This is a genomic window from Streptomyces sp. NPDC033131 (assembly GCF_055578365.1).
The window spans coordinates 1-25569 of the sequence record NZ_JBVIPA010000075.1 but is presented as its reverse complement, the minus strand read 5'-3'; the positions used below and the strand labels follow the sequence as shown (position 1 = coordinate 25569).

At 69.6% G+C, this 25569-nt stretch carries 24 protein-coding genes and 1 pseudogene; 9 read left to right on the top strand and 16 right to left on the bottom strand.

Translation table 11 applies throughout. The features are described from left to right. Window positions 1-96 precede the first annotated feature (96 nt). From crcB (ACZ5XS_RS43905) to ACZ5XS_RS43875, 7 genes are all read right to left on the bottom strand, one after another. Complete coding sequence (gene crcB / locus ACZ5XS_RS43905) at window positions 97-471, bottom strand: fluoride efflux transporter CrcB (protein ID WP_468661172.1); 375 nt, start codon at window positions 469-471, stop codon at window positions 97-99. Continuing rightward, a complete protein-coding gene (locus tag ACZ5XS_RS43900) occupies window positions 468-848 on the bottom strand; it encodes a DUF190 domain-containing protein (RefSeq protein ID WP_468661170.1) in 381 nt (126 codons plus the stop codon). The genes crcB (ACZ5XS_RS43905) and ACZ5XS_RS43900 overlap by 4 nt, the downstream gene beginning before the upstream one ends. Then, a complete protein-coding gene (crcB, locus tag ACZ5XS_RS43895; protein ID WP_468661168.1) occupies window positions 845-1300 on the bottom strand; it encodes a fluoride efflux transporter CrcB in 456 nt (151 codons plus the stop codon). Before crcB (ACZ5XS_RS43895) ends, ACZ5XS_RS43900 begins: the two co-directional genes overlap by 4 nt. Window positions 1301-1465: 165 nt before the next feature. After that, window positions 1466-2428, bottom strand: a complete 963-nt coding sequence (locus ACZ5XS_RS43890) for an SMP-30/gluconolactonase/LRE family protein (protein WP_468661166.1) — start codon at window positions 2426-2428, stop codon at window positions 1466-1468. A 67-nt stretch (window positions 2429-2495) separates the two neighbouring features. Further along, entirely contained in the window at window positions 2496-2783 is a 288-nt protein-coding gene (locus ACZ5XS_RS43885) for an ArsR family transcriptional regulator (protein ID WP_468661164.1), read from the bottom strand. Between the two features lie 202 nt (window positions 2784-2985). Next, complete coding sequence (locus tag ACZ5XS_RS43880; RefSeq protein WP_468661162.1) at window positions 2986-5007, bottom strand: beta-galactosidase; 2022 nt, start codon at window positions 5005-5007, stop codon at window positions 2986-2988. A 635-nt stretch (window positions 5008-5642) separates the two neighbouring features. Further along, window positions 5643-7265: an ATP-binding cassette domain-containing protein gene (locus ACZ5XS_RS43875; protein ID WP_468661161.1), complete on the bottom strand. Its 1623-nt coding sequence runs from the start codon at window positions 7263-7265 to the stop codon at window positions 5643-5645. A 312-nt stretch (window positions 7266-7577) separates the two neighbouring features. Between ACZ5XS_RS43875 and ACZ5XS_RS43870 the strand changes: the two genes are divergently transcribed. Then, complete coding sequence (locus tag ACZ5XS_RS43870) at window positions 7578-8018, top strand: hypothetical protein (RefSeq protein WP_468661159.1); 441 nt, start codon at window positions 7578-7580, stop codon at window positions 8016-8018. A 21-nt stretch (window positions 8019-8039) separates the two neighbouring features. On the opposite strand, the gene ACZ5XS_RS43865 is transcribed toward ACZ5XS_RS43870, so the two are convergent. The 3 genes and pseudogenes from ACZ5XS_RS43865 to ACZ5XS_RS43855 all read right to left on the bottom strand — a co-directional run. Beyond that, entirely contained in the window at window positions 8040-8810 is a 771-nt protein-coding gene (locus ACZ5XS_RS43865) for a cytochrome P450 (RefSeq protein ID WP_468661157.1), read from the bottom strand. A gap of 108 nt (window positions 8811-8918) precedes the next feature. After that, a complete protein-coding gene (locus ACZ5XS_RS43860; protein ID WP_468661155.1) occupies window positions 8919-10190 on the bottom strand; it encodes an MFS transporter in 1272 nt (423 codons plus the stop codon). Between the two features lie 581 nt (window positions 10191-10771). Next, window positions 10772-10933 (bottom strand): annotated as a pseudogene (locus tag ACZ5XS_RS43855) (cytochrome P450); the annotation flags it as partial. 45 nt (window positions 10934-10978) lie between these two features. On the opposite strand from ACZ5XS_RS43855, the gene ACZ5XS_RS43850 reads away from it, so the two are divergent. From ACZ5XS_RS43850 to ACZ5XS_RS43830, 5 genes are all read left to right on the top strand, one after another. Continuing rightward, window positions 10979-11803, top strand: a complete 825-nt coding sequence (locus ACZ5XS_RS43850) for a hypothetical protein (RefSeq protein ID WP_468661153.1) — start codon at window positions 10979-10981, stop codon at window positions 11801-11803. Window positions 11804-11844: 41 nt separating this feature from the next. Next, entirely contained in the window at window positions 11845-12795 is a 951-nt protein-coding gene (locus ACZ5XS_RS43845) for a ThiF family adenylyltransferase (RefSeq protein WP_468661151.1), read from the top strand. 530 nt (window positions 12796-13325) lie between these two features. Continuing rightward, window positions 13326-14357 (top strand): LacI family DNA-binding transcriptional regulator, encoded by a 1032-nt coding sequence (locus ACZ5XS_RS43840; RefSeq protein ID WP_468661149.1) that lies wholly within the window; start codon window positions 13326-13328, stop codon window positions 14355-14357. A gap of 995 nt (window positions 14358-15352) precedes the next feature. Beyond that, complete coding sequence (locus ACZ5XS_RS43835) at window positions 15353-15697, top strand: VOC family protein (RefSeq protein ID WP_217242575.1); 345 nt, start codon at window positions 15353-15355, stop codon at window positions 15695-15697. Window positions 15698-15797: 100 nt separating this feature from the next. Continuing rightward, the gene (locus ACZ5XS_RS43830) at window positions 15798-16184 is read left to right on the top strand and encodes a MarR family winged helix-turn-helix transcriptional regulator (protein ID WP_468661147.1); all 387 of its coding nucleotides are present in this window, start codon (window positions 15798-15800) and stop codon (window positions 16182-16184) included. A gap of 63 nt (window positions 16185-16247) precedes the next feature. Here the strand turns inward: ACZ5XS_RS43830 and ACZ5XS_RS43825 are convergent, their stop codons facing one another. Continuing rightward, complete coding sequence (locus ACZ5XS_RS43825) at window positions 16248-16409, bottom strand: hypothetical protein (RefSeq protein WP_468661145.1); 162 nt, start codon at window positions 16407-16409, stop codon at window positions 16248-16250. Window positions 16410-16430: 21 nt separating this feature from the next. Here ACZ5XS_RS43825 and ACZ5XS_RS43820 point away from each other — a divergent pair, with 21 nt between their 5' ends. Next, entirely contained in the window at window positions 16431-16919 is a 489-nt protein-coding gene (locus ACZ5XS_RS43820; RefSeq protein WP_468661143.1) for an FAD-linked oxidase C-terminal domain-containing protein, read from the top strand. A 140-nt stretch (window positions 16920-17059) separates the two neighbouring features. On the opposite strand, the gene ACZ5XS_RS43815 is transcribed toward ACZ5XS_RS43820, so the two are convergent. From ACZ5XS_RS43815 to ACZ5XS_RS43795, 5 genes are all read right to left on the bottom strand, one after another. After that, window positions 17060-17461 (bottom strand): SseB family protein, encoded by a 402-nt coding sequence (locus ACZ5XS_RS43815; RefSeq protein ID WP_468661142.1) that lies wholly within the window; start codon window positions 17459-17461, stop codon window positions 17060-17062. 186 nt (window positions 17462-17647) lie between these two features. Beyond that, on the bottom strand, window positions 17648-17920 hold the full coding sequence (locus ACZ5XS_RS43810) for a hypothetical protein (protein WP_468661140.1): 273 nt from the start codon (window positions 17918-17920) through the stop codon (window positions 17648-17650). A gap of 135 nt (window positions 17921-18055) precedes the next feature. Then, window positions 18056-18550, bottom strand: coding sequence for a hypothetical protein (locus tag ACZ5XS_RS43805; protein WP_468661139.1), 495 nt, complete (start codon window positions 18548-18550; stop codon window positions 18056-18058). A gap of 112 nt (window positions 18551-18662) precedes the next feature. Then, a complete protein-coding gene (locus tag ACZ5XS_RS43800; RefSeq protein ID WP_468661137.1) occupies window positions 18663-20351 on the bottom strand; it encodes a cellulase family glycosylhydrolase in 1689 nt (562 codons plus the stop codon). A gap of 248 nt (window positions 20352-20599) precedes the next feature. After that, the gene (locus ACZ5XS_RS43795; RefSeq protein ID WP_468661135.1) at window positions 20600-22195 is read right to left on the bottom strand and encodes an alpha/beta hydrolase; all 1596 of its coding nucleotides are present in this window, start codon (window positions 22193-22195) and stop codon (window positions 20600-20602) included. A gap of 309 nt (window positions 22196-22504) precedes the next feature. On the opposite strand from ACZ5XS_RS43795, the gene ACZ5XS_RS43790 reads away from it, so the two are divergent. Both ACZ5XS_RS43790 and ACZ5XS_RS43785 read left to right on the top strand, forming a co-directional pair. After that, window positions 22505-23626, top strand: a complete 1122-nt coding sequence (locus tag ACZ5XS_RS43790; protein WP_468661133.1) for a glycoside hydrolase family 53 protein — start codon at window positions 22505-22507, stop codon at window positions 23624-23626. A 292-nt stretch (window positions 23627-23918) separates the two neighbouring features. Further along, the gene (locus tag ACZ5XS_RS43785) at window positions 23919-25478 is read left to right on the top strand and encodes a carbohydrate-binding protein (RefSeq protein ID WP_468661131.1); all 1560 of its coding nucleotides are present in this window, start codon (window positions 23919-23921) and stop codon (window positions 25476-25478) included. The last annotated feature ends 91 nt before the right edge of the window (window positions 25479-25569 follow it).

The window sequence follows — 25569 nt, the reverse complement described above, 5'->3', positions numbered from 1 at the left end:
GTCCGACAAACGCTCGCCCGCAGGCGACTTGACCTGCCCCACCCTCGCCACACCACAACCAACGAGCGCAGGGCATCTAAGTCACCGGCATTGCGCCTAGGCCCACACCGCCTGAGCCACCGCCACGCCCACGAAGGCGGCCCCCAGACCTGCCGCCACACTCCCGATCACGTTGACGGCGGCGTAGAACCCCGCCCCCGTCTCGGCCAGCCGGAGCGTCTCGTAGGAGAACGTCGAGTACGTCGTCAGCGCCCCGCACAGGCCGGTCCCCAGAAGCAGTTGGAGGTGGGAACCGGCGGCTCCCGAGGCCGCCGCGCCGGCCAGCAGGCCGAGGATCAGACAGCCGGTGAGGTTCACCGCGAAGGTGCCCCAGGGGAAGACCGAATCGTGCCGGGACTGCACCGCCCGGTCGGTGAGGTAGCGCAGCGGGGCGCCGACCATGGCACCCGCGACGACCAGCAGCCAGTTCACAACCACCTCTTACCCTTCGCGCCCGGATCGCCCTTTTCGTCGTCCTGGCCGACGTACCTGATGACCTCGCAGTCGTCGAGGATCACCAGTCCCTCGGTGACGAGTTCGTCGAGCTGCGGCAGGAACGCCCGTACCCGCTCCTCGTCGTCCACGATCACGACGGCCACCGGCAGGTCCTCGTTCAGGGACAGCAGCCGGGAGGTGTGGATCAGCAAGGAGGCGCCGAAGCCCTCGATGCCGCGGAAGACGCTGGCGCCCGCGAGGCCGGCCCCGTGGGCGCGGTGCACGATCTCGCTGTAGAGGGGCCTGTGGTGCCAGGTGTCGTGCTCGCCGACGAAGACGGTCACCCGCAGGGCGCTGCCGGTCAGCCTCGTCATGGCCGCCTCCACTTCAGGACACGGCGGGTGGCCGCGACCGCGAGCCACACCGCGGTGAGCGCCGCGATGAGCGTCGCGAAGAGATAGGCCAGGCCCGCCCGGGGATGGCCGGAGTCGACCAGCTTCTGGATGTCGACCGCGTACGTCGAGAAGGTGGTGAAACCGCCGAGGACGCCGGTGCCGAAGAAGGGGCGGACGAGCCGGTGAGCGGCCCACACGTCGGTGATGACCACCATGAACACGCCGATGACCGCACAGCCGACGACGTTGGTCCAGAAGGTCGCCCAGGGGAATCCGCCCGGCGGGGCGGGCCACCACACAGCGGCCGCGTACCGGGCGGTGGCGCCGAGGGCACCGCCGAGCGCGACCACCGCGACGACCGGTGCCTGGCCATGCCGGCGGGGCTGTCGCGGGGCGGGAACACGAAGGCTGTCGGTCTCCTGGGCTGTCATGGTCGTACGACTCCTACTCGCCGGGGCCCTGGCGTGCGGGCATGCTCCATCGCAAGTAGGGACCGTTGGCGGCATCCGGGCCGCGGTTCGGGTACGGCGGGCCCCACCGCCGCGCCGCGTGGTGATCGCGGCTGGTCATCAGGTTAACCCCGGTGCGTGTCGGGGTCACTTCGGGTGCGGCGCCTCGCAGACCGCGATGCCGGGTTCCCACAGGCTGCCCAGGATCAGGTGGCCGTCGGTCTCGCAGACGCTGGTGACCATGCGGAAGCCGGAGCGGCGGCGGCTGAGGTGGTGGACGATCTCGCCGCGATCGTCCACCGCGAGGATGCCGATCGTGCCGGAGGGGCGGAACGGGGCGCGCACGGCGATGCGGGCGGCGGTGCGGCGGACGTCGGGGGTGCCGCGGTGCAGCAGGTCGAGGGGCGGGACGCGGGGGCCGGCCAGCGGGACCCAGATCGGGCCGTCCGGTTCGCCGCGCCAGAGGTTGTCGGGCATGCCCGGCAGGTTCTCGACGAAGGGTTCGGCGCGGCCCGCCTTCGGTCCGGTGAGCCAGTACCGGGTCAGCCGGTAGGCGCCCGTCTCCGCCACGACCAGGAAGGTCTCGTCGGCGCTCGGTGCGAGGCCGTTGGCGAACTGCAGACCCTCCAGCAGGACTTCGGGCTCGTCGGTGCCCGGGGCCAGGCGCAGGAGCCGGCCGGTGCCGGTGCGCTCGACCAGGTCACCGATCCACTCCTCGAGCGGGTAGCGGCGGCTGGAGACGGTGAAGTACACGGTTCCGTCGGAGAGGGCGACCACGTTGCTGCAGAAGCGCAGCCGCTCCCCCGCCATCGTGGCGGCGAGGACCCGTACCGTGCCGTCGGTGAGGTCCACGCCCAGCAGTCCGCGTTCGGCGTCGCACACCAACAGGGCGTCGTCGGGCAGGAGGTGGAGGCCGAGCGGCCTGCCGCCGGTCCTGGTGAGCACCTCGACGCGGGTCGTGGCGGGGTCGGTCAGGCCGCTCAGGCGCAGGATCCGGCCGTCCTGGACACCGGTCAGCACGCGGCCGCGGTCGTCGGCCACCACGTCCTCGGGGCCGCGGCCGCCGATCGCCACGTAGTGGCGGGGAAGCAGAGCCGTGGGACGGTTCATGCGCGCCTGCCCTTCGCTGCCGGGGGCACATCCTCCTCGCAGGCGGGTACCCCCGCGGGCCGGTCGCCTACCAGCCCTTTTCGAACATGCGCGTCACCTCGGCGATCCGCATCTCGTCGCGCCGGTAGTGGGTGCGGCGCCGGATCCGCGTGGTGCGCAGCAGGCCGATGTCCGCGAGCAGGTCGAGGTGGGTCTCGGCGACGGCCCGGCGGACCCCGAGTTTCCCGGCGACGGCGTCTGCGGTCACCCCGTCCGTCACAGGATCGCCGTACGGCTGCGGCGGGAAGTGCGCGGCCGGGTCCTTCAGCCATTCCAGGATGACAAGACGCCTCGCGCCGGTGGGAGTCCTCAGCATCGCGTTCCCCTCCGTCCGGGCTCCTCGTACAGCGTCTTCCCACTGTGGCGCAGCCGATGCCACCGCGTAGGGGACTCCACGACGTTGTCCGGTACCGAACTCCCTTGCGGTGAAAGGTCGTTCGGCACAGGGCTGTGCCTGGCGGGGTGTGAGGCCCCTCCGCCCGCGGCTCGTGCGCTCGCACGGGCGGAGGGGAGTCGGTTCAGCCGTCGAGCCGCACGACGCGGACGGCCCCCGCCGGGACGCCGAGGCGGCCCGCGGCCCGTTCACCGGTCAGCAGCTCCGTGCCGTCGGCGTCCAGCGGCACCTTGACGTCCGTGGCGGTGTGGTTGATCGCGAACAGATAGGTGCCCGACTCGCCGGTCCGGCGCACCACCTCGACGTCGCGGGGCAGGTCGGCGCGGGTGCCGATGCCGGCGTCGTCGACGGCCCAGCCCAGCAGGGCGTCCAGGCCCTCGGCGGTCAGGCGCGTGGAGACGTACCAGGCGGTGCCCTCGCCGAGGCGGTGCCGGGTCACGGCCGGGTGGCCGGCGGCCAGGCCGTCGGCGTACGTCCACACGGTCTCGGCACGGCGCGGCACCACGAACTCGGTCCACACGTCCGCGGTGAGCTCGGAGCCGTCGGGGCCGGTGATGCGCACCGACTGGTCCTTCAGGAGCGGCGAGAACTCCTCGACGGTCAGGCCGAGTACGTCCCGCAGCGCCCCCGGGCAGGCGCCCTCGTGCACGGCGTCGTGCTCGTCGACGATGCCGGAGAAGTAGGAGACCACGAGGGTGCCGCCGTTCTCGACGTACTCCTTGACGTTGCGGCCTGCCGCCTCCGTCATCAGGTACAGGGCGGGGACGACGACAAGGGGATAGGCCGACAAGTCGGCTTCCGGGTGCGCGAAGTCGACGGTGAGGTGGCGGTCGTAGAGGGCCTCGTAGAAGGCGTCGGCGCGCTCGCGCGGGTCGTGGTCCTCGCTGGGGCGCCACTGGAGGTTCTGGGCCCACCAGGAGTGCCAGTCCCACAGGACCGCCACGTCGGCGACGGCGCGGGTGCCCCGGACGGTGCTCAACGAGTCGAGGGACGCGCCCAGTTCGACCACTTCGCGCCACACACGGGTTTCCGTGCCGCCGTGCGGGACCATCGCCGAGTGGAACTTCTCGGCGCCGCGCCGCGACTGGCGCCACTGGAAGAACATGGCGCCCTCGGAGCCGCGCGCCACGTGCGCGAGGGAGTTGCGGGCCATCTGGCCGGGGGCCTTGGCGGGGTTGCGGGGCTGCCAGTTGATGCCCGAGGTGGAGTGCTCGAGCAGCAGCCACGGGGCGCCGCCCGCGACCGAGCGGGTCAGGTCGGCGGCCATCGCGAGGTTGACGTGGGTGCGGCGGCCGTCGGTGATCAGGTAGTGGTCGTTGGTGACCAGGTCGACCTCGCGGCCCCAGGCCCAGTAGTCGACGGAGTCGCACTGGCTGAACGCGGTCATGAAGTTGGTGGTGACCGGGATGCCGGGCGCGAGGCGGTGCAGGATGTCCCGCTCGGTGCGGAAGTTCTCGCGCATGGTGGCGTCGGCGAACCGCTTGTAGTCCAGCGCCTGGCCGGGGTTGCCGACCGTGGGCGCCGTGCGGGGCGGGTTGATCTGGTCGAGGCCGGCGTAGCGCTGCCCCCAGAAGGCGGTGCCCCAGGCCTCGTTGACGGCGTCGACGGTCCCGTAGGTCGTGGCCAGCCAGCGGCGGAAGTGGGCGGCGCAGGAGTCGCAGTAGCAGGCGGAGACCGGGACGCCGTACTCGTTGTGCACGTGCCACATGGCCAGGGCCGGGTGACCGGCGTAGCGCTCGGCCAGCCGGGTGGTGATGTTCGCGGCGGCGGCGCGGTAGTCGGCGTTGCTGTGGCAGATCGCGCCCCGCGAGCCGAACGCGAGGCGGACGCCGTCTGCCGTCAGGGGCAGTGCGTCGGGGTGGGCGCCGTAGAACCAGGCCGGGGGGGCCACGGTGGGCGTGCCGAGGTCGACGCGTATGCCGTTGTCGTGCAGCAGGTCCAGGAGCCGGTCCAGCCAGCCGAAGTCGTATGTGCCGGGTGCGGGTTCCAGCAGCGCCCAGGAGAAGATCCCGACGCTCACCATGGTGACGCCGGCCTCCCGCATCAGCCGTACGTCCTCCTCCCACACACTCTCGGGCCACTGCTCCGGGTTGTAGTCCCCGCCGAAGGCGAGCCTGGTGAGGCCCCTGGGGGTGGTCTCCGGCATGGGTCTCTCCCGTTTCTGATTGTTGGGAACGTGCACACACGGCCTCAGTAGCTTGCGGGCCAAGATAACCGTACAGGGGTGAGGCTTGCCAAGAGTCTGGAAGCGGAGCTTGCTGTGCACGATCACAGCCAGTCGGCGCCACTGGAGAAGCCAAGGGAGACCCTTGTGGCCAGTTCGGCCCTGGCCACTCGCGCAGGATGATCACATCCAAGGCGTGGGGATCGTCGGCTTTCGCTCAGCGTGCAGAGACGAGGCGCACCCGCGCGGCGACAGTGACGACCAGCCGGGAAGCCGCCCTGGCGTTCCATGAAACGCCAGGGCGGCCGGCTACCGCGAGTACCACCCGAGCGGGCGCGACAGCACAGGCGGCGGCCTCACCCGGCACCCCAAGGGCGGGGTCCTGGGCAGCGACCGCTACTCGGCCGAGGATCAAGTCTGGCTTCAGGTCCGCTACAAGATCCGGTTCAGCTGGGACCTCCGTGCGGCGCAGTCCCGGACGGCCCCACCACACCGGAGGTCTTCCCCATGATCAAGACCCGTGAGTGTCGACAACGCGCGTGATCAATACATCTGGCCTGGACGGCGCGATGGACGCCGACTCGTTCTCTGCGCTCGGCTGACGCCCCGGGACCCGCTCAGCGGACCCGTTCGACCCTGCGCTCGTCCCAGACCGGCTCCGCCGTCTCCCTGGCGACCCCGTCCGAGCCGAAGACCAGGTACCGGTCGAAGGACCGGGCGAACCACCGGTCATGGGTGACGGCGAGGACCGTTCCCTCGTACGCTTCCAGTCCCTCCTGCAGGGCCTCCGCCGACTCCAGGTCCAGGTTGTCCGTGGGCTCGTCGAGCAGCAGCATCGTCGTGCCGGCAAGCTCCAGGAGCAGGATCTGGAACCGCGCCTGCTGCCCACCCGACAGCTTGTCGAACGGCTGGTCCCCCTGCCGCTCCAGCTCGTATCGCCGCAGCACCGACATCGCCGCGCCCCGGTCCTTGGCGTGCTCGGTCCACAGGATGTCGACGAGCGGCCGCCCGACCAGCTCGGGGTGGGCGTGGGTCTGCGCGAAGTGCCCCGGCACGACCCGCGCGCCGAGCTTCCACATCCCTGCATGCGCGACGGACTCGTCGTCGGCGAGCAGCCGCAGGAAGTGTGACTTCCCGGAACCGTTCGAGCCGAGGACGGCGACCCGATCCCCGTAGAAGACCTCGAGGGAGAACGGCTTCATCAGACCGGTCAGCTCAAGGTTCTCGCAGGTCACGGCCCGCACTCCGGTCCGCCCGCCGCGCAGCCGCATGCGGATGTCCTGCTCGCGCGGCGGCTCCGGCGGCGGCCCCGCCTCCTCGAACTTCCTCAGCCGGGTCTGCGCCGCGTGGTAGCGCGAGGCCAAGGCGTCGCTGCGGGCGGCGTACTGCTGCATGTCCAGGACGAGCTTCTTCAGCTGGGCGTGCTTCTCGTCCCAGCGCCGCTTCAGCTCCTCGAAGCGCGCGAACCGCTCCCGCCGGGCCTCGTGGAAGGTGTCGAAACCGCCGCCGTGCACCCACACTTCGGAACCGGCAGGGCTGGGCTCGACCGCGACGATCTTCTGGGCAGTTCGTGAGAGCAGTTCGCGGTCGTGGGAGATGAGCAGTACGGTTTTCCGGGTCTCTGCCAGCTGTTCCTCCAGCCAGCGCTTACCGGGCACGTCCAGATAGTTGTCGGGCTCGTCGAGCAACAGCACCTCGTCGGGACCGCGCAGCAGAGCCTCCAGGACCAGCCGTTTCTGTTCACCGCCGCTGAGTGTGCGCACCTCACGCCACTGGGCCTTCTCGTAGATCATGCCGAGCGCGGAGGTGGTGCACATGTCCCAGACGGTCTCGGCCTCGTATCCTCGTGCCTCGGCCCAGTCGCTGAGGGCTTGCGCGTACTTCATCTGCGCGGCCTCGTCGTCGACCGTCATGATCAGGTGCTCGGCCTCGTCGACCACCTTGGCCGCCTCTCGGATCCGCGGCTGGGCCACGGACGCCAGCAAGTCCCGCACGGTCCGCTCGTCCCGCACCGAACCGACGAACTGCGGCATCACACCCAGACCACCGCCGGTCGTCACGGTGCCGGAGTGTGCCTTGAGCTCCCCCGAGATCAAGCGCAACAACGTTGTCTTGCCTGCGCCGTTCGGACCGACGAGCGCCACAACAGCGCCTTCGCCCACTCGGAACGAGGCATCCCCGAGCAGGACCCGCCCGTCCGGCAGGTAGTACTCCAGATGCGCAGCTTCCACATGTCCCATGCGGCGGTATTCTCTTTCCTGCGATCATGATAGGCAACGCATTTCAGGCCACGGACGTCTTGGCGCCGGCAGTGCTCGTCACTCGACGCGCTTTCGGCGGAGTCCTCGAGATCGGCGAAACACCTGCTCTCCACAGGCGGGTTACGGTGCGGGGAGCTTCGGCGATCTCGGCATCGGAGATCCAGCGTCTTGCCTCGGCGTCCTGCACGAGGTCGTGTACTGGATGGGCGTGCAGGCGTCGCCGGCGATGCCCTGGCGGGTCTTCTTCGATCTTGTGGGAGAAGTGCGCGGCGGCGGCGCGGACGATGATCTGTGCCCATCGCGCAGACCGTGGCAAGGATTTCGCGCAGCAGCGACGCAGCGCCCTTGCCGGAGTTGGCCGAGCCCTTGCGCAGCCTCGTTGCCACGATCACCGGCGCTCAGAGGGACGTCTTGACGGTGACGATCTGGAGGTGCAGGCCGCGCTGTCAGCGCGGTCAGGTGGTCGAATCCGGCCGCGGTGAGCGCCACCGGATCGACGTGCGGGAACGCATCGCGCAAAGTGCGTTCGCCGGGAACGCGGTAGCCCCCGGTGAACGGATCGCAGGGGCAGCCAAGCCGGGCCAGGACCTCCTGCTCACATCGGCGTGCCCATTCGGCGATGAAGACAAGGGAGTTGGGCAGGCGCAGGTCATCGCGCTCACGCCCACGGACCGCCCACTCGGCCTACGGCGGGAGTGGCGGCTGCGCCGCATGCCGGCGGAACCGAAGTAGGGCAATCAGGATCACGAGACACTAGTTCGCGCACTCAACCCAAATCGGGAGTTCGACGAGACCGTTCATGACCGCAGTCTCGTGGAAGCGCAGCTCTGACGGCTCCACGGTCAGGCCGAAACTCGTGGTTCCCGAGATGAACGCGCGCAGGGCCTGCGCCGCAATAAGGGGTCCTTTCACTATGCCCGTCCGGGTCGCGCGGCCTGGCACCGCACCTCGCCGCGTTGCCGAAACGCCCACGTGGCTCCTCCCCCACGCTCGAACAACCTCGCGCGGGGGGACCCCCATCGAGGCCGCTCCGGCGCCTTGCGATGCACGGCACCAGACCACGCGACCTGATCGGACGCTCATAGTGAAAGGACCCCTAAGACGTGTGACTGGGATGCCCAGGCATGAATGCCGCCCGTGACCGAACGTCAGGTTTTCGAAATCCCGACCGCGACTTCGGTCAAACCTGTGAGCATCGGGAAGCACCGACGTGTCCCTGTCGCAAACGTCCACCCCGATGACGAGCAAAGTACCTGCGGGAACCGCGTACTGGCCTATCACGGATGGCTCCTTCGTCATCCGATAGATCCCCCGCGCAATCGGGCTCGCGTACCGCTGCACCTCATGGACGAGGCCCGGCAGCAACGTCTCGTCATCGCGTACGAGACTCTGAGTCCTCGGATCTTGCGCCAGGCAGAGGATTCCATTCGTAATCAGTGCCGCCAACACCTCGACACCCGACAGCGCGAGCAGTCGGGTGTTCGCCGCAACCTGTCGATCGTCGAGAGAAGGGAGTTCCGCCATCGTGCACGACCGGCGGGATGAGATCCAGCACCGGTCGGTTGTGCCCGATCTGCATCAATTCCACTTCGGCTCCTCATCGGTTAGGGGCGTTGCTCGAGATGGTCTGTTTCAGGATGCCTTTTGGTCGGCGGGCTTCTCCATCTCGGTGGTCACCCGCGCCCCTCGGAAGAGCACCGGGAGCCACAGGAGACATGCCAGCAGGGGGACCGCGGCGTAGGTGGCCATGCCCACACTGGAGCCCAACCCGTCCATGAGCGCGCCGAGGACGAGATAGCCGATGCCGATGAGCGCCGACTCCACGAATGCGATCATCGACAGCAGGCTCGCCCGGTGGCGCGACGGCACTGCCTCGTTGAACACGTTGTCCACGAGCACGGCCGTGATCTCGGGAATTCCGACCAGGACGAGGAACGAGGCGATGGTGACCCAGACAAGGCCGAGGCCGCTCAGGCCGAGCGCCACGGCGAGCGTCAGGAGAGACACCGGGACGATGACCCGGTACCCGATGCGCCGGTTCGCGCGGTCCGACAGCAACGGAGTGAGTCCGCCGACGAAGAATCCCGCCGATATGACCACGCTGACCCATGCGGTGCCCGCTCCCTGATCGGAGAGGGTCTTCTGGGTGAAGATGATGTACGGCGTCAACGTCGCATGCATCAATCCGGACACCACGACAAGCGTCACGAGCGCCGGCGTGGCGACCCGAAGCATCGCCCGCCGTGCCGTGGCGTCGCTGTGCGCCTCCTTGGCCCCGTCCTGTTCGTCCACCGCGTCCGCGCCGCGGATCTCAGGCACCCTTGACATCAGCACCACCACGGCGAGGACGAGGCACGCCGCCGAACCGACGTAGACGACTCCCCAGGAAATCTGCTGCAGTTGGCCGCCGAGGACGATGGCGGCTCCCGAGGTGACCGTCCCGAGCATGGTGAACCGGGACTTGATCTTGACATAGCTGGCCGTCGCACCACGACGCACGAGCAGGTCGTACAGCAGGGCGGTGTCCGAACCGGACACACATGCCATGCCCACGCCCTGCCCGATGAACAGCGCCAGGAACACCCAGTAGTTGGAGAACGTCACCTGACCGAGCAGACATCCAGCAATCAGCACCTGGCCGATCACGATGCTGGCACGCCTGCCGATTCGGTCGGCGATGATTCCTGTCGGCATCTCTGCAAGTCCGCTGACCAGGTAGAGCAGGGTCTGCAGGAGGGCCACTTGCCCGACGGAGAAGCCTCGCTCATAGAGGAAGAGGACGAATACGCCGCGTTGGAACAACGTGTTGGCGAGCACGGCGTATACGTAGAACGGGCGCGTGACGTTTCGTGCTGCATCGTCGACTGCAGCCGACCCGCCAAGGGCCTCCGTGGTGCCGGTCATGCTGCGGGCTCCCCCTGGTGACTCCGGTGATCATTGGTGTTGGGCCTCCGCCGTCGACCGGAACCTCGAGTCCGTACTTCGCGCAGGACATTGGGCCGACCCTCCGGGAACCGTTGCCGGCGCCGCGGCCATCCTCGTGGAGGTGCCAAGTGCTGGAACCGGTGGGGCGCATCTTGGAGCCGGCGTGGGCATGAGGTCAGGGAAATCCCGGATCTCGTCACTTGGTTCCTGGGAGGAAGGGCCGCAGGCGGCGAATGCGTCCTGTGAGGGTACCGGAGCCTGATCGGCTCGCACGCAAGTTCTGTGACCGCACGCAAGTTCTGTGACCGCCGGGAATCAGGATGTGCGCCGTCCTGAAGCGAACGAAGAACTCCGAGTGTGTCTGAGATGCGGCTTCGTCCACCCGAAGGGCGGGCCTGGCGGGACCTGGTGCGTGTGAGCGCAGGGCGGAAGGCCTCGTTCGTACGGGCAGTACGGGCGCGGCGTTCCGACGTGGCGGGGGCGCGTGCCGGGCTCCGTTCGGCAGGAGACAGATCTCGACCACGCTCTCCGACTCCTGCCACCGGCTCAACCTCATTCACTTACCAGCTCACGGGCATCTTCTTGACGCCGTACCCGAGCCCGTCGTCCATGAACGGGAGGTCGCCGAGGTCGACGGCCAGGGCCAGTGTCGGAATGCGCCGGAACAAGGCGGCAAACACGACCTGGAGCTCCAGGCGGGCCAGCGGTTGGCCGGTGCACTGGTCTCATCGTGCGGGCAACTGTCCTCCGGTACGTACGAGCGTGCCGTGCGCACCGCCGATGACGAGTACTGGCTCGAACCCGTCAAGGCCGGCACGCCACCTGTGCGGGTGCTCGTCCGCCGCGATCCGCACGACGCCCCGGCGAGGTTCCGGCGGGGCGAGGTCGATGTGACGTGCGCGACGGCGTTTCCGCTCGACCGTGTCCCGGACTTCGCGGGCAGCCGGGCGTTCCACACGGCACCGACCGCGATCGAGATGTGTCTGGAGATCACCCCCGGCAGTCCGTCGGCGGTGGGTGACGCGGAGTTCCGTCGCCGGCTCCTCGGCGCGATTCGGTATGACCGCCTTGTCGCACGGTGCTGGAACGGTGTGGAGTCGGCAGCGCCCGACCACCACGTCGAGGCACCGCCCAGCACCATCGGCTCCGGTGAACGGCTGCGCCTGGGCTACTGGGACTACTACCCCGATCTGCTCGTGGCCGAAGAGGCCGCGGCTCAGCTGACCGAGAACCTCGGAGTCGAGGTCGAGCTGGCACCCGCCGACTTCGTCTCGGGCTCGGCGCAGTCCTTCGACCTGCTCCTCGCGTTGCGGGGCCCGCTCTTCGAGGATCCGATCTGTGCTCTGGACCTGCTCGACCCGGCGCGCCGTGACCCCGTACTCGCGCCGCTGCTGCACCGGCTGTCCGAGTTCCCGGACGACGATGCGACGTACGACGAGCTGCGTCGAGCGGTCCGCGAGCAGTGTCCGGTCCTGCCGCTCCTGCGTCTCCCAGGCCACTGGCTGCAGCGCGAGGCACTGGCAGGTCGGCCCTGGCCACCGATGGGGGCCGTGCGCTTCCCCCGCTGCAGCTGGGACGCCGATTCTTCATGATCTTCGCCAAACGGTGATCTCGCTACGAAGGAAGGCCAGGGATGGCTGACGGAATCGACCGCTACGTTCTCTCGCCCGCGGCGACCTGGTCCCGCGACGGCGACGAGCTGCGCGTCTTTTCCGACGAGGTACTGCTCGTCCGACGCTGCCCTGAATCGATGTTCGAATGGCTCGAAGCGGTCTCCGACGAGCCGGCCGGCCTCCCGGCGCCGAGCGGAAGCCGAGTGGACGCCATCGTGCGTACGCTTCTTCGGCTTCGCCTCGTAGTCGCACCGTTCGACCGTTCGTGGCACTCGTCCGCTTGGAGAAACCAGGTCGAGTACTTCGCGGCCTTGGGTCTGGATGCCGGCGCGGCACAGGATCGGCTGCGCGCGGCGCACGTGACCGTTCTCGGCGTCGGGGGCATCGGCGGCGCGGTGCTGGCCGAGATCGTGGGTGCGGGCGTGGGCGGGCTCACGCTCGTGGACGGCGACCGGGTCGCGCTGGAGAACTTGAACCGCCAATACCTCTACCGGCGTTGTGACGTCGGACGGGCAAAGGTCGATGTGGCCCGCGAGTGGGTGCGTGAGCGCCTCCCTGAAGCGGAGCCGACCGCTGTCATGGAAACCATCACGACCAGCGAGGCGTTGGTGCCGTACCTGTACGAAGGTGGGTTCCTCGTTGTCGCGGCCGACCGTCCTGCATCACTGCCGGAACTGTGCGCTCAAGCCTGTCTTGAGCGCGGAACGTCGATGATCACGGGAGGCTGCGGCCTCCGGGTAGGGTCGAGCGGCCCCCTGATCCGGCCCGCCGATGTCCCGGCCTTCATCGCGTCACGCCAAAAGGCAAAGGCCACGGCCGGAGCCGCGGTCACACCGATGGCGGCCTCGTTCGGCCCGGTCAATACGCTGGTGGGCGCGACGATGGGCCGTGATCTCATCTTCGGCATACTCGGTGTGAGCGCCCGAACGACGTCGCATCGCGTCGAGCTGCTGGGGACGGCTTTGGCCTGAGCGTGCGGAAGGCGAGCTCTGGCCTCGACACTGCCGAGGGCCGGGGCCTCTGGTCGTAAGGGCTGGTGGACCTGCTGTTCAGCCGGGAATGGGTAGGAGTGCGAGTCGTCCCAGGACGCTGGTGATCTATGGGTCCAGGGCACGTGGTCGGCGAGGCGGAGGAGGCGGCGTCGGCCGGCCGGCCGTGGTGAACGGGCGTAGTCGCAGGCGGCGGGGTTACCCAGAGGCGGGCCCTGCCCCGCAGGACGAACATGGGCATCCAGTGGTCCTCCCCTGTGGTCATCCCGCCGACAGGGCGGCCGTCATCGGACCGCCGGGGCCTTAGGGGTCCTTTCACTATGCCCGTCCGGGTCGCGCGGCCTGGCACCGCACCTCGCCGCGTTGCCGAAACGCCCACGTGGCTCCTCCCCCACGCTCGAACAACCTCGCGCGGGGGGACCCCCATCGCGGCCGCTCCGGCGCCTTGCGATGCACGGCACCAGACCACGCGACCTGATCGGACGCTCATAGTGAAAGGACCCCTTAAAGTCGTGACCATGAACAATGCGGGGGCCCGGCGGAGAGCGCCGACGATCCACGACGTGGCACGGGAGGCAGGGGTCTCACGCGGCACCGTCTCACGCGTGCTCAACGGCGGCCACTACGTCAGTCCCGCCGCCCAGGAGGCGGTCAACGCCGCCATCCGCAAGACCGGGTACGTCGTCAACCGGCACGCGCGTTCGCTGATCACCGGGCGTTCCGACTCAGTGGGATTCCTGCTGAGCGAGCCGCAGGAGCGGTTCTTCGAGGACCCCAACTTCAACGTCCTGTTGCGCGGCTGCACCCAGGCGCTGGCCGCCCATGACATCCCGCTGCTGCTGATGCTGGCCGGCACCGAGGACGAGCGGCGGCGCATCACGCGCTACATCACCGCCGGGCACGTCGACGGAGTGCTGCTGGTCTCCAGCCACTCCGGGGACCCGATCGCCGAGGAGCTGCGTGCGGCGGGCGTCCCGCTGGTGGCGTGCGGCAAGCCGATCGGGCTCGGTTCCCGGGTGAGCTACGTGGCGGCCGACGACCGGGACGGCGCCCGGGACATGGTGCGCCACCTGCTGTCCCTGGGCCGTCGCCGGGTCGGCGTGGTCACCGGCCCGCTGGACACGCCGGGCGGTGTCGAGCGCCTCGCCGGATACCGGGAAGTGCTCACCGAGGCAGGCGTCGCCATCGACGAACGGCTCGTCGTCTCCGGCGACTACAGCCGGGCCAGCGGCGAGGCCGGCGGCGAGCGGCTGCTCGCGCAGGCCCCGGACGTGGACGCCGTCTTCGTCGCCTCCGACCTGATGGCGCAGGGCGTCCTGACGGCACTGGAGCGGGCGGGGCGGCGGGTGCCGGACGATGTGGCGGTGGGCGGCTTCGACGACTCCCCGGCCGCCCTGGCCTCCCGGCCCGAACTGACGACGATCCGGCAGCCTTGGGACCGCATCAGCGCCGAGATGGTCCGTGTACTGCTGGCGCAGATAGGCGGCGAGGACGCGGCGGCGGTGATTCTGCCGACGGAACTGGTGAAGCGGGAGTCGACCTGAGGCACCGGGTTGGGCTCGTGCAGCGGCCGGGGCATTGGGCGGGGCTGGGCTGGTGAACCGGCCGGAGGGCACCTGAGGGTGCCGGGACGGGCTGGTGAACCGGCCGGAGGGCACCTGAGGGTGCCGGGACGGGCTGGTGAACCGGCCTGCGGCATCGGGGCGGGCTCGTGCAGCGGCCCGGGGCCGCAGAGCCGACTCATGAACCGGCCCGGAGCCGCAGAGCCGACTCATGAACCGGCCCGGAGCCGCAGAGCGGGCTCGTGGCCGAGGCCAGGAAGCGCTGACACCGGCGCGGACAGCCGGTCTCCCGCCGCGCGCTCCCGCTGCTGGGGATCCAGCCCTCGGCCCGCTCCCGGCTGACCGCCCCGGCGGCACACCGCCTCGGCGAGACCGCGCAGCAGCGGCAGGGCGGCCGGGCCGGTGACAACCGTCGTCCGCAGCTGACGCGCAGGTCGCCGAAGACCCGGCGGAGAGCAAGTCCGCAGTGAGCGCGTGCGGCGCGGGGAGCCGCCGTGACCGGGCAGGACCGACGTCCCGGAGCACTTCGGGCTGGTCCCCCATGTACTGCGGTACGGGGAGTCGGTGGGGCTGATCACCCGGGCACGGGACCGGCAGGGCTTCGCCCCTGCGGCGTGCCGATGATCGCGTGCGCGTGCGGTGGCCGTCGTGCCGTGCAGCAAGGAAGCAGAGCTGCCGCCGGACGCGATCCGCACCATGACCTCCGGTGGCGCCGACGACGTCGGGCGACGTGCTGCCGCGGCGGGAGGCCGACGCCCTGCGCGCCCGTATCGCCGCGGTGCGGCCTCGCTCGACCTGGTCGAGTGCGCGCCCGGCTCTGATCACGGGGATCTGCCCGCGTGTCTCCGCTCCGGCGGGCGGTCGCCCGACAGGTTCGCGGCAACCGGTCAGGATCGGAGAAGCCGCTTCCCGCCTCCCGGCCTAGCGTGGGACCACCGACGAAATCCGTCGGTCCGCGCAGTACCGAGGAGCCCGCCATGACCGCCGGTCTCAACACGATCGTCTACCCCGTCAAGGACATCGCCCGGGCGAAGGCCCTGTTCAGCGCCCTGCTGGAGGTCGAGCCCTACGCGGACGAGCCCTACTACGTCGGCTTCAAGGACGCCGGCCAGGACGTCGGCCTGGACCCGAACGGACACGCCAAGGGCATGACCGGCCCCGTCCCCTACTGGCACGTCGCCGACATCCGGGGCCGGCTCGCCGCGCTGCTCGACGCGGGCGCCGAACTGCTCCAGGACGTTCAGGAGGTCGGCGGCGGCAGGATGATCGCCTCGGTGAAGGACGCGGACGGGAACCTCGTCGGGCTCGTCCAGGACGCCTGAGCCGCCTGCCCCTTACGGATCCGGAACGCCCGAGCGCGCCCGAGTACGCCCGAGGCGCTCTCTTCGTCCGATGTCGATGCACACGCATTAACATTGGTGTATGGCAGTGAAAGCGGCCGGTACCCGGCTCGAAGAACAGTGGCGGGACATCCTGTCGGTGCACGCGCGCACGATGTGCGAGATCGACCGCGTGCTGCACCCGCACGGGCTGGGCGCGAGCGACTTCGAGGTCCTCGACGTGCTCGCCTCCGAGGCGCCCGAGGAAGGCGACCAGTGCCGGGTGCAGAACCTCGCCGGGCGGGTGCATCTCAGTCAGAGCGCGCTGTCCCGTCTCATCGGACGCCTGGAGAAGGACGGACTGGTGGAGCGCTCGGTCTGCATGGAGGACCGGCGGGGCGTGTGGGTCGCCCTGACCCGCAAGGGCCGCGATCTGCACGCCGAGGTGCTGCCGCTGCAGCGCGAGGTGCTGGCCCGGACGCTGGCCTGACGCCGGATCTGGGTCCGGTGTCCGGTCCGACCGGTCCGGACCGCTCCGGTCCGCACCTCCGCGTCAGCGCAGCAGATCACGTGCGGCGGCGAAGGCGGCCTCGACCGTGGCCGGATCAGCCCCGGGGCGGGCCAGCGCGCTCATCGGGATCGGGGTGACCGCGGGGAGGCCCCCGTACGGAGTCAGGCCGTCCGGGGCGGGGCCCACGGCGGCGAGCAGGGCCACGCCCTGGCCGGTACGGGCGATGTGGCCCGGCTGCTCGCTCCCCTGGCCACGACGGTGGAGACGGCGGAGGACCCCGCCGAGGCGGAGGCCCTGCTCGCGGCCCGCCGTCTCGCGCTGCCGTCACTGGAGCGGCTCGGTCGTCCGCTCATCGAGGACATCGGGGTACCGCGCTCACGGCTGGCCGAGGCGGCGCGCGGGATACGGGCGATCTCCGCACGCCACGACGTGCCCGTGTTCACCCTCGCTCATGCGGCGGACGGCAATCTGCACCCGATCCTCGTCGTGGACCCGTCCCTGGACCGGCTGCCGGAGGCCGCGTGGGAGGCGGCCGGTGAGATCTTCGCCCTGGCACTGCGGCTGGGCGGCACACTGACCGGCGAACACGGGGTGGGTCTGCTGAAGCGGCAGTGGGTCGCCGAGGAACTCGGGCCCGCGGCGCACGCGCTGCAGCGGCGTCTGAAGGAGGTGTTCGATCCTCGGGGGATCCTCAATCCCGGCAAGTGCCTGTGAGGCGTGCCGGGTCGTTCCCGGGCATGCGAAAAACCGGGGTGCGGGGGCAAGAGCCTGCCCGCACCCCGGTCGCGCATACCGGTCCTGGCTCGGCCGATCCCCCTGCCGCTGAGCGGTGGCCGGGCCCGTTCCGCTCGTCCCTACGGCCTCGCCAGCAGGGTGCGGACGCCCTCCGAGGTGAGGGTCAGCGGGTGCGCGGAGTTCGCGTCGATGGTCAGGGACAGGTCGTCGGCCGGCCACTGTGCGGCGAGTGCGCCCAGCGGGACCAGACGGTAGCGGGAGACGTACGGCAGGAGCTCGGCCATCTCCGGCTCGGAGGTGAAGACGGGCACCACGGGGGCGCCGTCCGGCTGCTCGAGGACCGGCAGCGCCACCACGCTGGAATCACCGGCTTCCTCCTGACCGGCGTCGTCGGGCACCGGCACCAGCACCTCGCTGCTCGCGAGGGTGTCCAGTGCCGCCGTGTCCTCGGTGTTCTCGGCCAGCGCGTCCAGCGCCCGCCGGGCCGGTGTGACGGTGTTGTCGTACGCAGGTGTTTCCATGGCTGATGATTCCCCTGATAGCGGCGGTCGTGCGGCCCGCGCGGGGCAAGATCGCCCCGAGTGCGGTCCTGCTCGCGTACCCGACCGCGGCCGGAGCATTCATCCTGATGGCGACGGATGACGGGACGGTTCGCGAGTCAGGCGGCCCGTGCCCGGCATCAGCAGACCGGCTCGTCCTGATGTGGATCATGCGGGCCGGAGCGACGACGGGTCCGGCAGCTGGTCACGGCGTACGGGCCCCGGAGACGCCGTCCCCACCGTGCTCGTGGTGCGGCGGGCGGTGCTCCCGGTCAGCGCGGCCACCGGGTGTGCGGCGTGCGGATACGAGTTGGTACGCGGACGCACGTACGAGAGGACGGCGGACGGGGCGCCGGTGACCGGGAGGCACCGGACGTCGGGGTCCGGGTTTCCGGCCGCGACCGAGGCGGGCAACGCGCCGACGCCACGGCGGGCGGCCACGGCGTGCAGGTCCTCGTCGAGGTTGGCGGCCTCCGCGCCGATCTCGGGCCGGGCCCCGGCCGGCCGGTCGTCCGGGGGTGAGGGTGCCGCTGGCCGTGTTCAGCACCAGACAACGGCGGCCCAGGTCCCTCCGGCTCACCGAGTCGCGCACGGCGAGCGTGGAGTGCCGGAGATCGCCGGCACCCGTTCGTCGCGCAGCACCTCCACGGCCGTGTACCGCGGGTCCTCGACACGCCCCCCACCCCCCACCAGCGCCGCGTCCACGGAGCCGTCGGCGAGCCCCGCCGTCCGGTCGTCCCGGCGCACCAGTTCCACCAGTACCTGGTGCTCCTGCTCCATCAGCTCGACGGCCCGGCGCCCACGGCCCATCGGGAATCCCCAGCTGTGGCCGAGCCGCAGCGGGCGGTCGGTGGCCGGCGGTCTGAGCGCCGCCTCCAGCCGGGGCAGCAGCACCTTGAGCTCGGCCTGGAGCCGCAGGCCCTCCGCGATGAGCTGCGGGTGAGCTGCGGGTGACGGGTGCTGCGGTCCAGCAGGGACCGGCCCAGCGCCTCTTCGAGGCGCCGGATCCGGCGCCTGATGGACGTCACCTACACCGATGTCGGTGACGTAGGTGAGATGCGCGGGCCGCATGACGCCTGATCGCGCGCCCGGGACCCATGCAGACGCGGCAGTCGTCATGGACGCGCTTCGCACACGTCCATGACGACTGCCGGTACCACGGGAAGACCGGCCACGTCTCGGGTCAGGACGTGGCGCAGGCCGTCCCCTTGAGCGTGAACGCGGTCGGCGCGGTGTTGGTGGTGCCCTTGTTGGCGATGAAGCCGAGGGTGACCGAGCCCGCGGCCGGGATGGTGGAGGTGTAGGACGCGGGGGCGACGCTCACCGTGCCGCCGCTCTGGGTGGGGGTCCCGCCCCACATGTTGTTGATGGTCTGGCCGTTGGCGAAGCTGAAGCCGAGCGTCCAGCCGCTGATGGCGGCGGTACCGGTGTTGCGGATGACGATCTCGCCCTGGAAGCCGCCGGACCACTCGTTGGTGGCGCGGTAGGCGACGGAGCAGTTCCCGCTCGGGGCGCTGCCCGTGCTGACGTTCACCGTGGCCGAGCGGGCCGAGCGGTTCCCTGCCGCGTCCCGGGCGTAGACGGCGAAGGTGTACGACGAGGCGGCGGTCAGGCCGGTCACCGTCACCGAGTTGGTGGCGGAGGCGGCGGCCTTGGTCTCGGTGCTGCCGCTGACGCGGACGACGTCATAGCCGGCGACGCCGACGTTGTCGGTGGCCGCGGTCCAGGTGAGGGCGGCGGAGGTGGCCGTCACGGAGGATGCGGTCGGGGTGCCGGGAGCGGTCGGGGCCTGGGTGTCCCCCGGGTTGCCGCCGCCGAAGACGGTGGCTTCCTCGGAGGTCTGGGCGATGCCGTTGGCGCCGTTGAAGATGCGCTGGCCCCAGGAGCTGAGCCGGTCGGGATCGAAGCCGATCGACAGGTCGAGGACCGGGTCGGTGTTCCCGCTCCAGGACCAGGCCAGATAGCCGAGGTCGAGCGCCTCGGCGGTGGCCATCATGGTGTCCTCGTCGGGATCGCCCCACTGGTCCGCAGGTCCGCCGAACTCCCCGATCAGTATGGGCAGTCGGGCGTCGACGAAGGCGTTCAGGTAGTCGGTGATCTCCTGGGCGGTGTCGTAGACGCTGTACATGTGGATCGAGAAGATCAGGTTGCCGGTGACGTCGGCGTCGTAGACGGACTGGGCGTTGGCGCGCATGACACCCTGCCAGTCCTGGCCCCAGTTGGGCGCGTCCACCATGATCGTGTGCTCGAAGCCGGCGGTGCGCAGTTTCTTCACGGCCGCGATCGTGGGGTCGGTCCAGCCGGCAGGGTTGGTGTTGCCCCAGGGCTCGTTGCCGATGTTGATGATGACGTAGTTCTCTTCGCCGGCGAGTACGTCCTTGAGACCGATCCAGTAGTCGGCGGCGTGGTCGAGCGTTCCGGCCGCGGCCTCCTCTCCGTAACCGGTGGTGTCGTGCACCTCGAGTACGCAGATCAGCCGGTTGGCCTTGCACTGGTCGACGATGTTCGCCACGTCGGCAGGGCTGTTCTCGGTCCAGCGGTGGCCGTCGGAGAGCACGACGCGGACGCTGTTGGCGCCCAGCGCCTTGATGTCGGCCAGTGACTGCGTCTCGCCCGGATACCAGGTGTGGGCGTGGTTGACGCCGCGCATGACGAAGTCGTTGCCGTTGCCCTCCAGCAGACGGCCGTCACTGATGTGCAGGCCGGTGGCCTGCGCTTGGTCCTGAACTTGGGTTTGCGCTTCGACTTGGGCTTGGGCTTGGGCTGCGACGGGGCAGAGGACGCCGAGCACCACGAGGCCGATCAGGGTGGCGAGGCCGGTCAGCAGACGGCCCAACGGGTCCTTTCGTGTCGTGCTTCTTCTCGTTCTCATTGCGACTCCAGGGGTGAGCGCCGAGAAACTCAGGCATCAGCAGTGTCATGGGAGCGCTCCCATGAAGCCACCATGCCAAGTACACGTCAAGACATCGCGCACGTATCGTCACGTGGCACACGAAGGGACGCGGCCCCGACCGGGACCGCGCCCCCTCACTCACGACCTCGTCCGATCAACCGCGTTCACGGCCGCGTCGGACCAGGCCGCGCTCACCACCGCGTCGGATCAGGCCGCGTCACGCCGGCTCACCGGCGCGCTCCCGTGCCCAGCAGCTCGGGCAGCGGATTGACGAGACCTCCGCTCGGCGACTGGCGTTGGGCGGAGGGCCCGGCCGGCCAGACCGCGGGGCAATGGGTGCCCTTGCGGGGGGTCTTCAGGGTGATCAGGTAGGTGTCGATGGCGTCACGCGCGCAGGGGCTCAGCCAGTAGTCGCCGTGCCCGACACCGTCGTACGTGAGGAACACGGCCTCGCGGCCGATCTGGCGGGCCGCGTTGGCCCCCCAGGAGTGCGGGGTGGCCACGTCGTACCGGCTGTTGGTCACCAGGATCGGCGGAGTGCCGTCGACGCGAAGCCGGTGGGGCGGGTTGGTCACCTCGGTCGGCCAGTTCTGGCAGCCGGTCAGGTCCGTCCAGGCGAGGGAGCTGAGCCGGGTGACCGGGGCGAGGCGGGCCAGTCGGCGTTCGAAGCGGGCCAGCGTGCCGTAGGACGGCACGTCGAAGTCGTAGTCCTGGCACATCACCGGGAGGTACGCGAATTCCGTCGGCTCGCCGCGCTTGCCGAGGGACCGTGCCGCCGCGGGGTCCGGGGCGTCCAGGTAGGCGAGGTCCTCGGCGAACTGGAACCAGGTGGCCGGGTCGTACATGTAGCCGAAGGCGAGGCCCTGGAGGTCCTGGGTGGTGTAGGTGTAGGGCGGGTCGCCCGGCAGGACCAGCTCACCGGCGTCGGCCCGCTTGTAGAGCGAGTCGAACAGGGCACGGGCGTCCTGGTCGTGCAGCACGCATGAGGCGGTCCGCGCGCACCAGTCGGCGAACTGGCCGTACGACTCCTCCATCGCGACGGTCTCGGTCTTCTGGTAGGTCCACGGGTTGAGGCTGTGGTCCATGTTCGAGTCGATCGTCATGGCACGGACGCGGTGCGGGTAGCGCTCGGCGTACTGCTGGCCGATCCCGGTGCCGTAGGAGACGCCGTAGTAGCTGATCCGCTTCTCGCCGAGGCCGGCCCGGATCGCCTCCATGTCGCGGATGACGCTCGCGGTGTCCATGTTGTCGACGAGCGGCCCGGTGAGGTCGCGGCAGTTCTCGCCGAGCGCGCGGTTCGCCTCGCGCAGGGCGGCGAAGGAGGAGGCGCTGTCCGGGTAGAGGAGTCCGCCCTGCTCGGCCACCCGGTCCTCGTCGCACATCACCGGGTTGCTGAGGCCGACGCCGCGCGGGTCGAAGCCCACGATGTCGAAACGCTCGATCAGTTCGGGCGAGAAGGAGTTGGGCGCGCTGAACGCGAAGCCCACCCCGGAGCCGCCCGGGCCGCCGGGGTTGATCAGCAGCGAACCGATCCGGTGCTCGGGGTCGGTGGCCAGGTGACGGGCGAGGGCCAGGTCGATGGTGGCGCCGCTCGGCCGCTTCCAGTCCACGGGGACCTTGACGGTGGCGCACTCGAAGGCGCCCTCACCGGTCGGGGATTGGCAGGGTTCCCAGGCTATTCGCCCGGGTGACGGCGTCGTGGCCGAGGGTGCCGCGACGGCGGTTCCGGCGAGCAACTGGCCGAACAGTGCGGTGACCAGTGCTCCGACGGCCAGTCTTCGGCGGCCTGTCGGGCGTGAGGTCGGTGGGGGGTTGGACGGCACGGATGTTCCTCCATGAATCAGGAGTTCACAGACGGATCACAGCATGGCCCGAACCTCCTTGCAGGACAAGGAAATTGATGATCAATCAGGTAACGGCGGCCAAGGGCACCCGGTCCGCCCGATGATTCATGACTGTGCACGTACCCAAGCAGGCAGCATCGGCACCACGTCTCCGACCTGTACGAAATCCGCGCGACACATATATTTACAGCCCCTGTCACCTCCCTTACTGTGAACGTTCACGGAAACCGCTACATGCGCATGCCAAGCCCCTGCTCGGCTCGCACGTCTCGATCAAAGGAGTTCGGGATGACCGTGAACGGTCCAGGTCGCACAGTGAAGGCCGCCCTGCTCATGGCAGCCGTCGCCCTGCCCGCGTCCCTGCTCACCACCCCCACGACCGCCTCCGCCGCGGGCACGCTCACCATGCTCGGCGCCGACGTCTCGACCGCGCAGCGGGCCCTCGATCTCGGCGCCAAGTACTACGACGCGAGCGGCACCGCCAAGGACCCGCTCGACATCCTCAAGGGCGCCGGCGTGAACTACGTCCGCCTGCGGGTATGGAACAACCCGGCCAGTGGCTACAACAACAAGGCGAAGGTGCTGGCCTACGCGAGGCAGGTCAAGGCCAAGGGCCTCAAGCTGCTGGTCGACTTCCACTACTCCGACACCTGGGCCGACCCGGGCAAGCAGTACAAGCCCGCGGCCTGGGCAGGCCACGGCATCGGGCAGTTGCAGACGGACGTCTACGACTACACGTACGACGTCTGCAACAGCCTCAAGTCCCAGGGCACCACCCCGGACAGCGTGCAGATCGGCAACGAGATCAACGTCGGCATGCTGTGGAACGAGGGCAAGGTGGTGAACAACGACTTCACCAACCTCAGCCTGCTCCTCAAGTCGGGCTACAACGCGACCAAGGCCTGCAACAGCGGCACCAAGGTGATCATCCACACCGCCAACTCGGACAGCGACGCGCATGCCCGCTGGTTCTACGACGGCATCAAGGCCAAGGGCGTCAACTGGGACATCACCGGCCTGTCCTACTACTGCCCGTGGCACGGCACGCTGGCCAACATGGGCAGCGTGGTGTCCGACGTGAAGTCCCGGTACGGCAAGGACGTGGTCATCGCCGAGACGGCGTACCCGTTCACCTCGGCGGACGCGGACAGCACCACCAACTCGATCAACTCCGGCTGCTCGGGCTACCCGCTCACCTGGCAGGGCCAGGCCGACAACTTCACCGCCGTGCAGAACACGGCCCGCAACGCCGGCGCGATCGGCGTCTTCTACTGGGAACCGACCTGGTACGCGGTCAAGGGCAACGGCTGGGATCCGGCCGACATCAACAACAGCGGCAACGGCTGGGACAACATGGCCATCTTCAACTGGACCGGCCGGCTGAACCCGAACGTCAAGTGGACGCCGTAGTCCCCGAGATCCAGCAGTAGCGAACGGCACCGTCTGCGGACGGTGCCGTTTCGTTTACCCAGCACCGACTCAGCGCGAAGTTCATCACTGTGAACAATGATCATGTACACGACCGTTGACGCGTTCACGGCGACCCCTCTACGGTCCGGGGAAAGCGCTTTCTCCCAGCTGGGTGCAAGGTTCGGCGTCCTGCCCCATTCATGATGCCGAACAAGCCGCCTCACGGCACCCGGTTGGCCCCGTTCACCGAGCCGCCCCTGGTCGGACGAGACAACCCACCTGGAGACGAACGATGCAACTGAGACCCGTCATCGCGTCCATCAGCCTGCTGACCGGCACACTCGTCGTGGTTTCCGGCACCACGGCGCAGGCCGCTCCCACCCGCTACGAGGCCGAGAGTTCCCCGGCGGTCTGCACCGGCTCCATCGACTCCGACTGGGCCGGCTACTCCGGCAGCGGCTTCTGCAACGCCAACAACGCGGTCGGCGCGTACGCCCAGTTCACCGTGAACGCCGCCACCGCGGGCACGGCGACACTGAGTGTCCGCTTCGCCAACGGGTCCACCGCCGCACGCCCCGCGAACGTCATCGTGAACGGCTCCACGGTCACGACGGCGTCGTTCGAGTCCACCGGCACGTGGGGCGCGTGGACGACCAAGACGCTGACGGTGCCGGTGAGTTCGGGCAGCAACACCGTCCGGCTCAGCCCCACCGCCGCCGTCGGCCTGCCCAACATCGACTACCTCGACGCCGAGGTGGGCGGCACCACCACGCCACCGACGGGCTCCGCGCTGTACGTGGCGCCGAACGGCACCGACGGCGCCGCCGGAACGCAGGCGGCCCCGACCACGCTCACCTCGGCGATCAGCCGGATCACCCCCGGCGGGACGATCTACCTGCGCGGTGGCACCTACCGCTACTCGCAGACGGTCACCATCCCGGCGGGCAACAACGGCACGGCGAGCGACCGTACGGAACTGGCCGCCTACCCGGGCGAGACGCCGGTGCTGAACTTCTCCGCCCAGACAGAGGACCCCGCGAACCGCGGACTCGCGGTGAACGGCTCGTACTGGCACGTCAAGGGCCTGGTGGTAGAACGTGCCGGGGACAACGGGATCTTCGTCGGCGGCAGCAACAACATCTTCGAGCGCACGGTGACGCGCTTCAACCGGGACACCGGCCTGCAGCTCTCACGGATGCTCTCCAGCACGCCCAGCAGCCAGTGGCCGTCCAACAACCTCGTCCTGAGCGCCGAGTCGCACGACAACGCCGACTCCGACGGCGAGGACGCCGACGGCTTCGCCGCGAAGCTCACCTCCGGACCCGGCAACGTGTTCCGCTACGCCGTGGCCCACAACAACATCGACGACGGCTGGGACCTCTACACCAAGACCGACACCGGGCCCATCGGCGCGGTGACCATCGAGGACTCCCTCGCCTACGACAACGGCACGCTCACCGACGGCTCCCAGGCCGGCAACGGTGACCGCAACGGCTACAAGCTGGGCGGCGACGACATCGCGGTGAACCACATCGTCCGGCGCAGCATCGCCTACCACAACGGCAAGCACGGGTTCACCTGGAACAGCAACCCCGGCTCCATGACCGTGTCGGGCAACCTCAGCATCGACAACGCCGAGCGCAACTTCAGCTTCGACGGCGGCACTTCGGTCTTCCGCGACAACACCTCGTGCCGCAGCGGCAGCGGCACCAACGACCGGATCATCGGCAACTCCGACAGCACCAACCAGTTCTGGTCCGGCTCGAACGGCTCCCGGTGCTCCTCCTCCACCGGCGCGATGAAGTGGTCCTACGCTGCGGACGGACGCCTGGTCGTGACCTTCGGCGGCTAGTAGTGCTTCGTTAGGTCTTTGCGTTCTCACTGATCAAGAGCATGTTGGGAGTGTGGACAAGCATGAAGTGAACCGATTACGGGCTGCGTTG

Coding starts and splice junctions, on each gene's coding strand:
- ACZ5XS_RS43875 (WP_468661161.1), bottom strand. CDS start 7,265: ATGGGACATGTGGAAGCTGCGCATCTGGAGTACTACCTGCCGGACGGG.
- crcB (WP_468661168.1), bottom strand. CDS start 1,300: ATGACAGCCCAGGAGACCGACAGCCTTCGTGTTCCCGCCCCGCGACAG.
- ACZ5XS_RS43800 (WP_468661137.1), bottom strand. CDS start 20,351: ATGAGAACGAGAAGAAGCACGACACGAAAGGACCCGTTGGGCCGTCTG.
- ACZ5XS_RS43860 (WP_468661155.1), bottom strand. CDS start 10,190: ATGACCGGCACCACGGAGGCCCTTGGCGGGTCGGCTGCAGTCGACGAT.
- ACZ5XS_RS43830 (WP_468661147.1), top strand. CDS start 15,798: ATGGCAGTGAAAGCGGCCGGTACCCGGCTCGAAGAACAGTGGCGGGAC.
- ACZ5XS_RS43790 (WP_468661133.1), top strand. CDS start 22,505: ATGACCGTGAACGGTCCAGGTCGCACAGTGAAGGCCGCCCTGCTCATG.
- ACZ5XS_RS43815 (WP_468661142.1), bottom strand. CDS start 17,461: ATGGAAACACCTGCGTACGACAACACCGTCACACCGGCCCGGCGGGCG.
- ACZ5XS_RS43890 (WP_468661166.1), bottom strand. CDS start 2,428: ATGAACCGTCCCACGGCTCTGCTTCCCCGCCACTACGTGGCGATCGGC.
- ACZ5XS_RS43900 (WP_468661170.1), bottom strand. CDS start 848: ATGACGAGGCTGACCGGCAGCGCCCTGCGGGTGACCGTCTTCGTCGGC.
- ACZ5XS_RS43805 (WP_468661139.1), bottom strand. CDS start 18,550: ATGCGGCCCGCGCATCTCACCTACGTCACCGACATCGGTGTAGGTGAC.
- ACZ5XS_RS43865 (WP_468661157.1), bottom strand. CDS start 8,810: ATGGCGGAACTCCCTTCTCTCGACGATCGACAGGTTGCGGCGAACACC.
- ACZ5XS_RS43880 (WP_468661162.1), bottom strand. CDS start 5,007: ATGCCGGAGACCACCCCCAGGGGCCTCACCAGGCTCGCCTTCGGCGGG.
- ACZ5XS_RS43885 (WP_468661164.1), bottom strand. CDS start 2,783: ATGCTGAGGACTCCCACCGGCGCGAGGCGTCTTGTCATCCTGGAATGG.
- ACZ5XS_RS43845 (WP_468661151.1), top strand. CDS start 11,845: ATGGCTGACGGAATCGACCGCTACGTTCTCTCGCCCGCGGCGACCTGG.
- ACZ5XS_RS43835 (WP_217242575.1), top strand. CDS start 15,353: ATGACCGCCGGTCTCAACACGATCGTCTACCCCGTCAAGGACATCGCC.
- ACZ5XS_RS43785 (WP_468661131.1), top strand. CDS start 23,919: ATGCAACTGAGACCCGTCATCGCGTCCATCAGCCTGCTGACCGGCACA.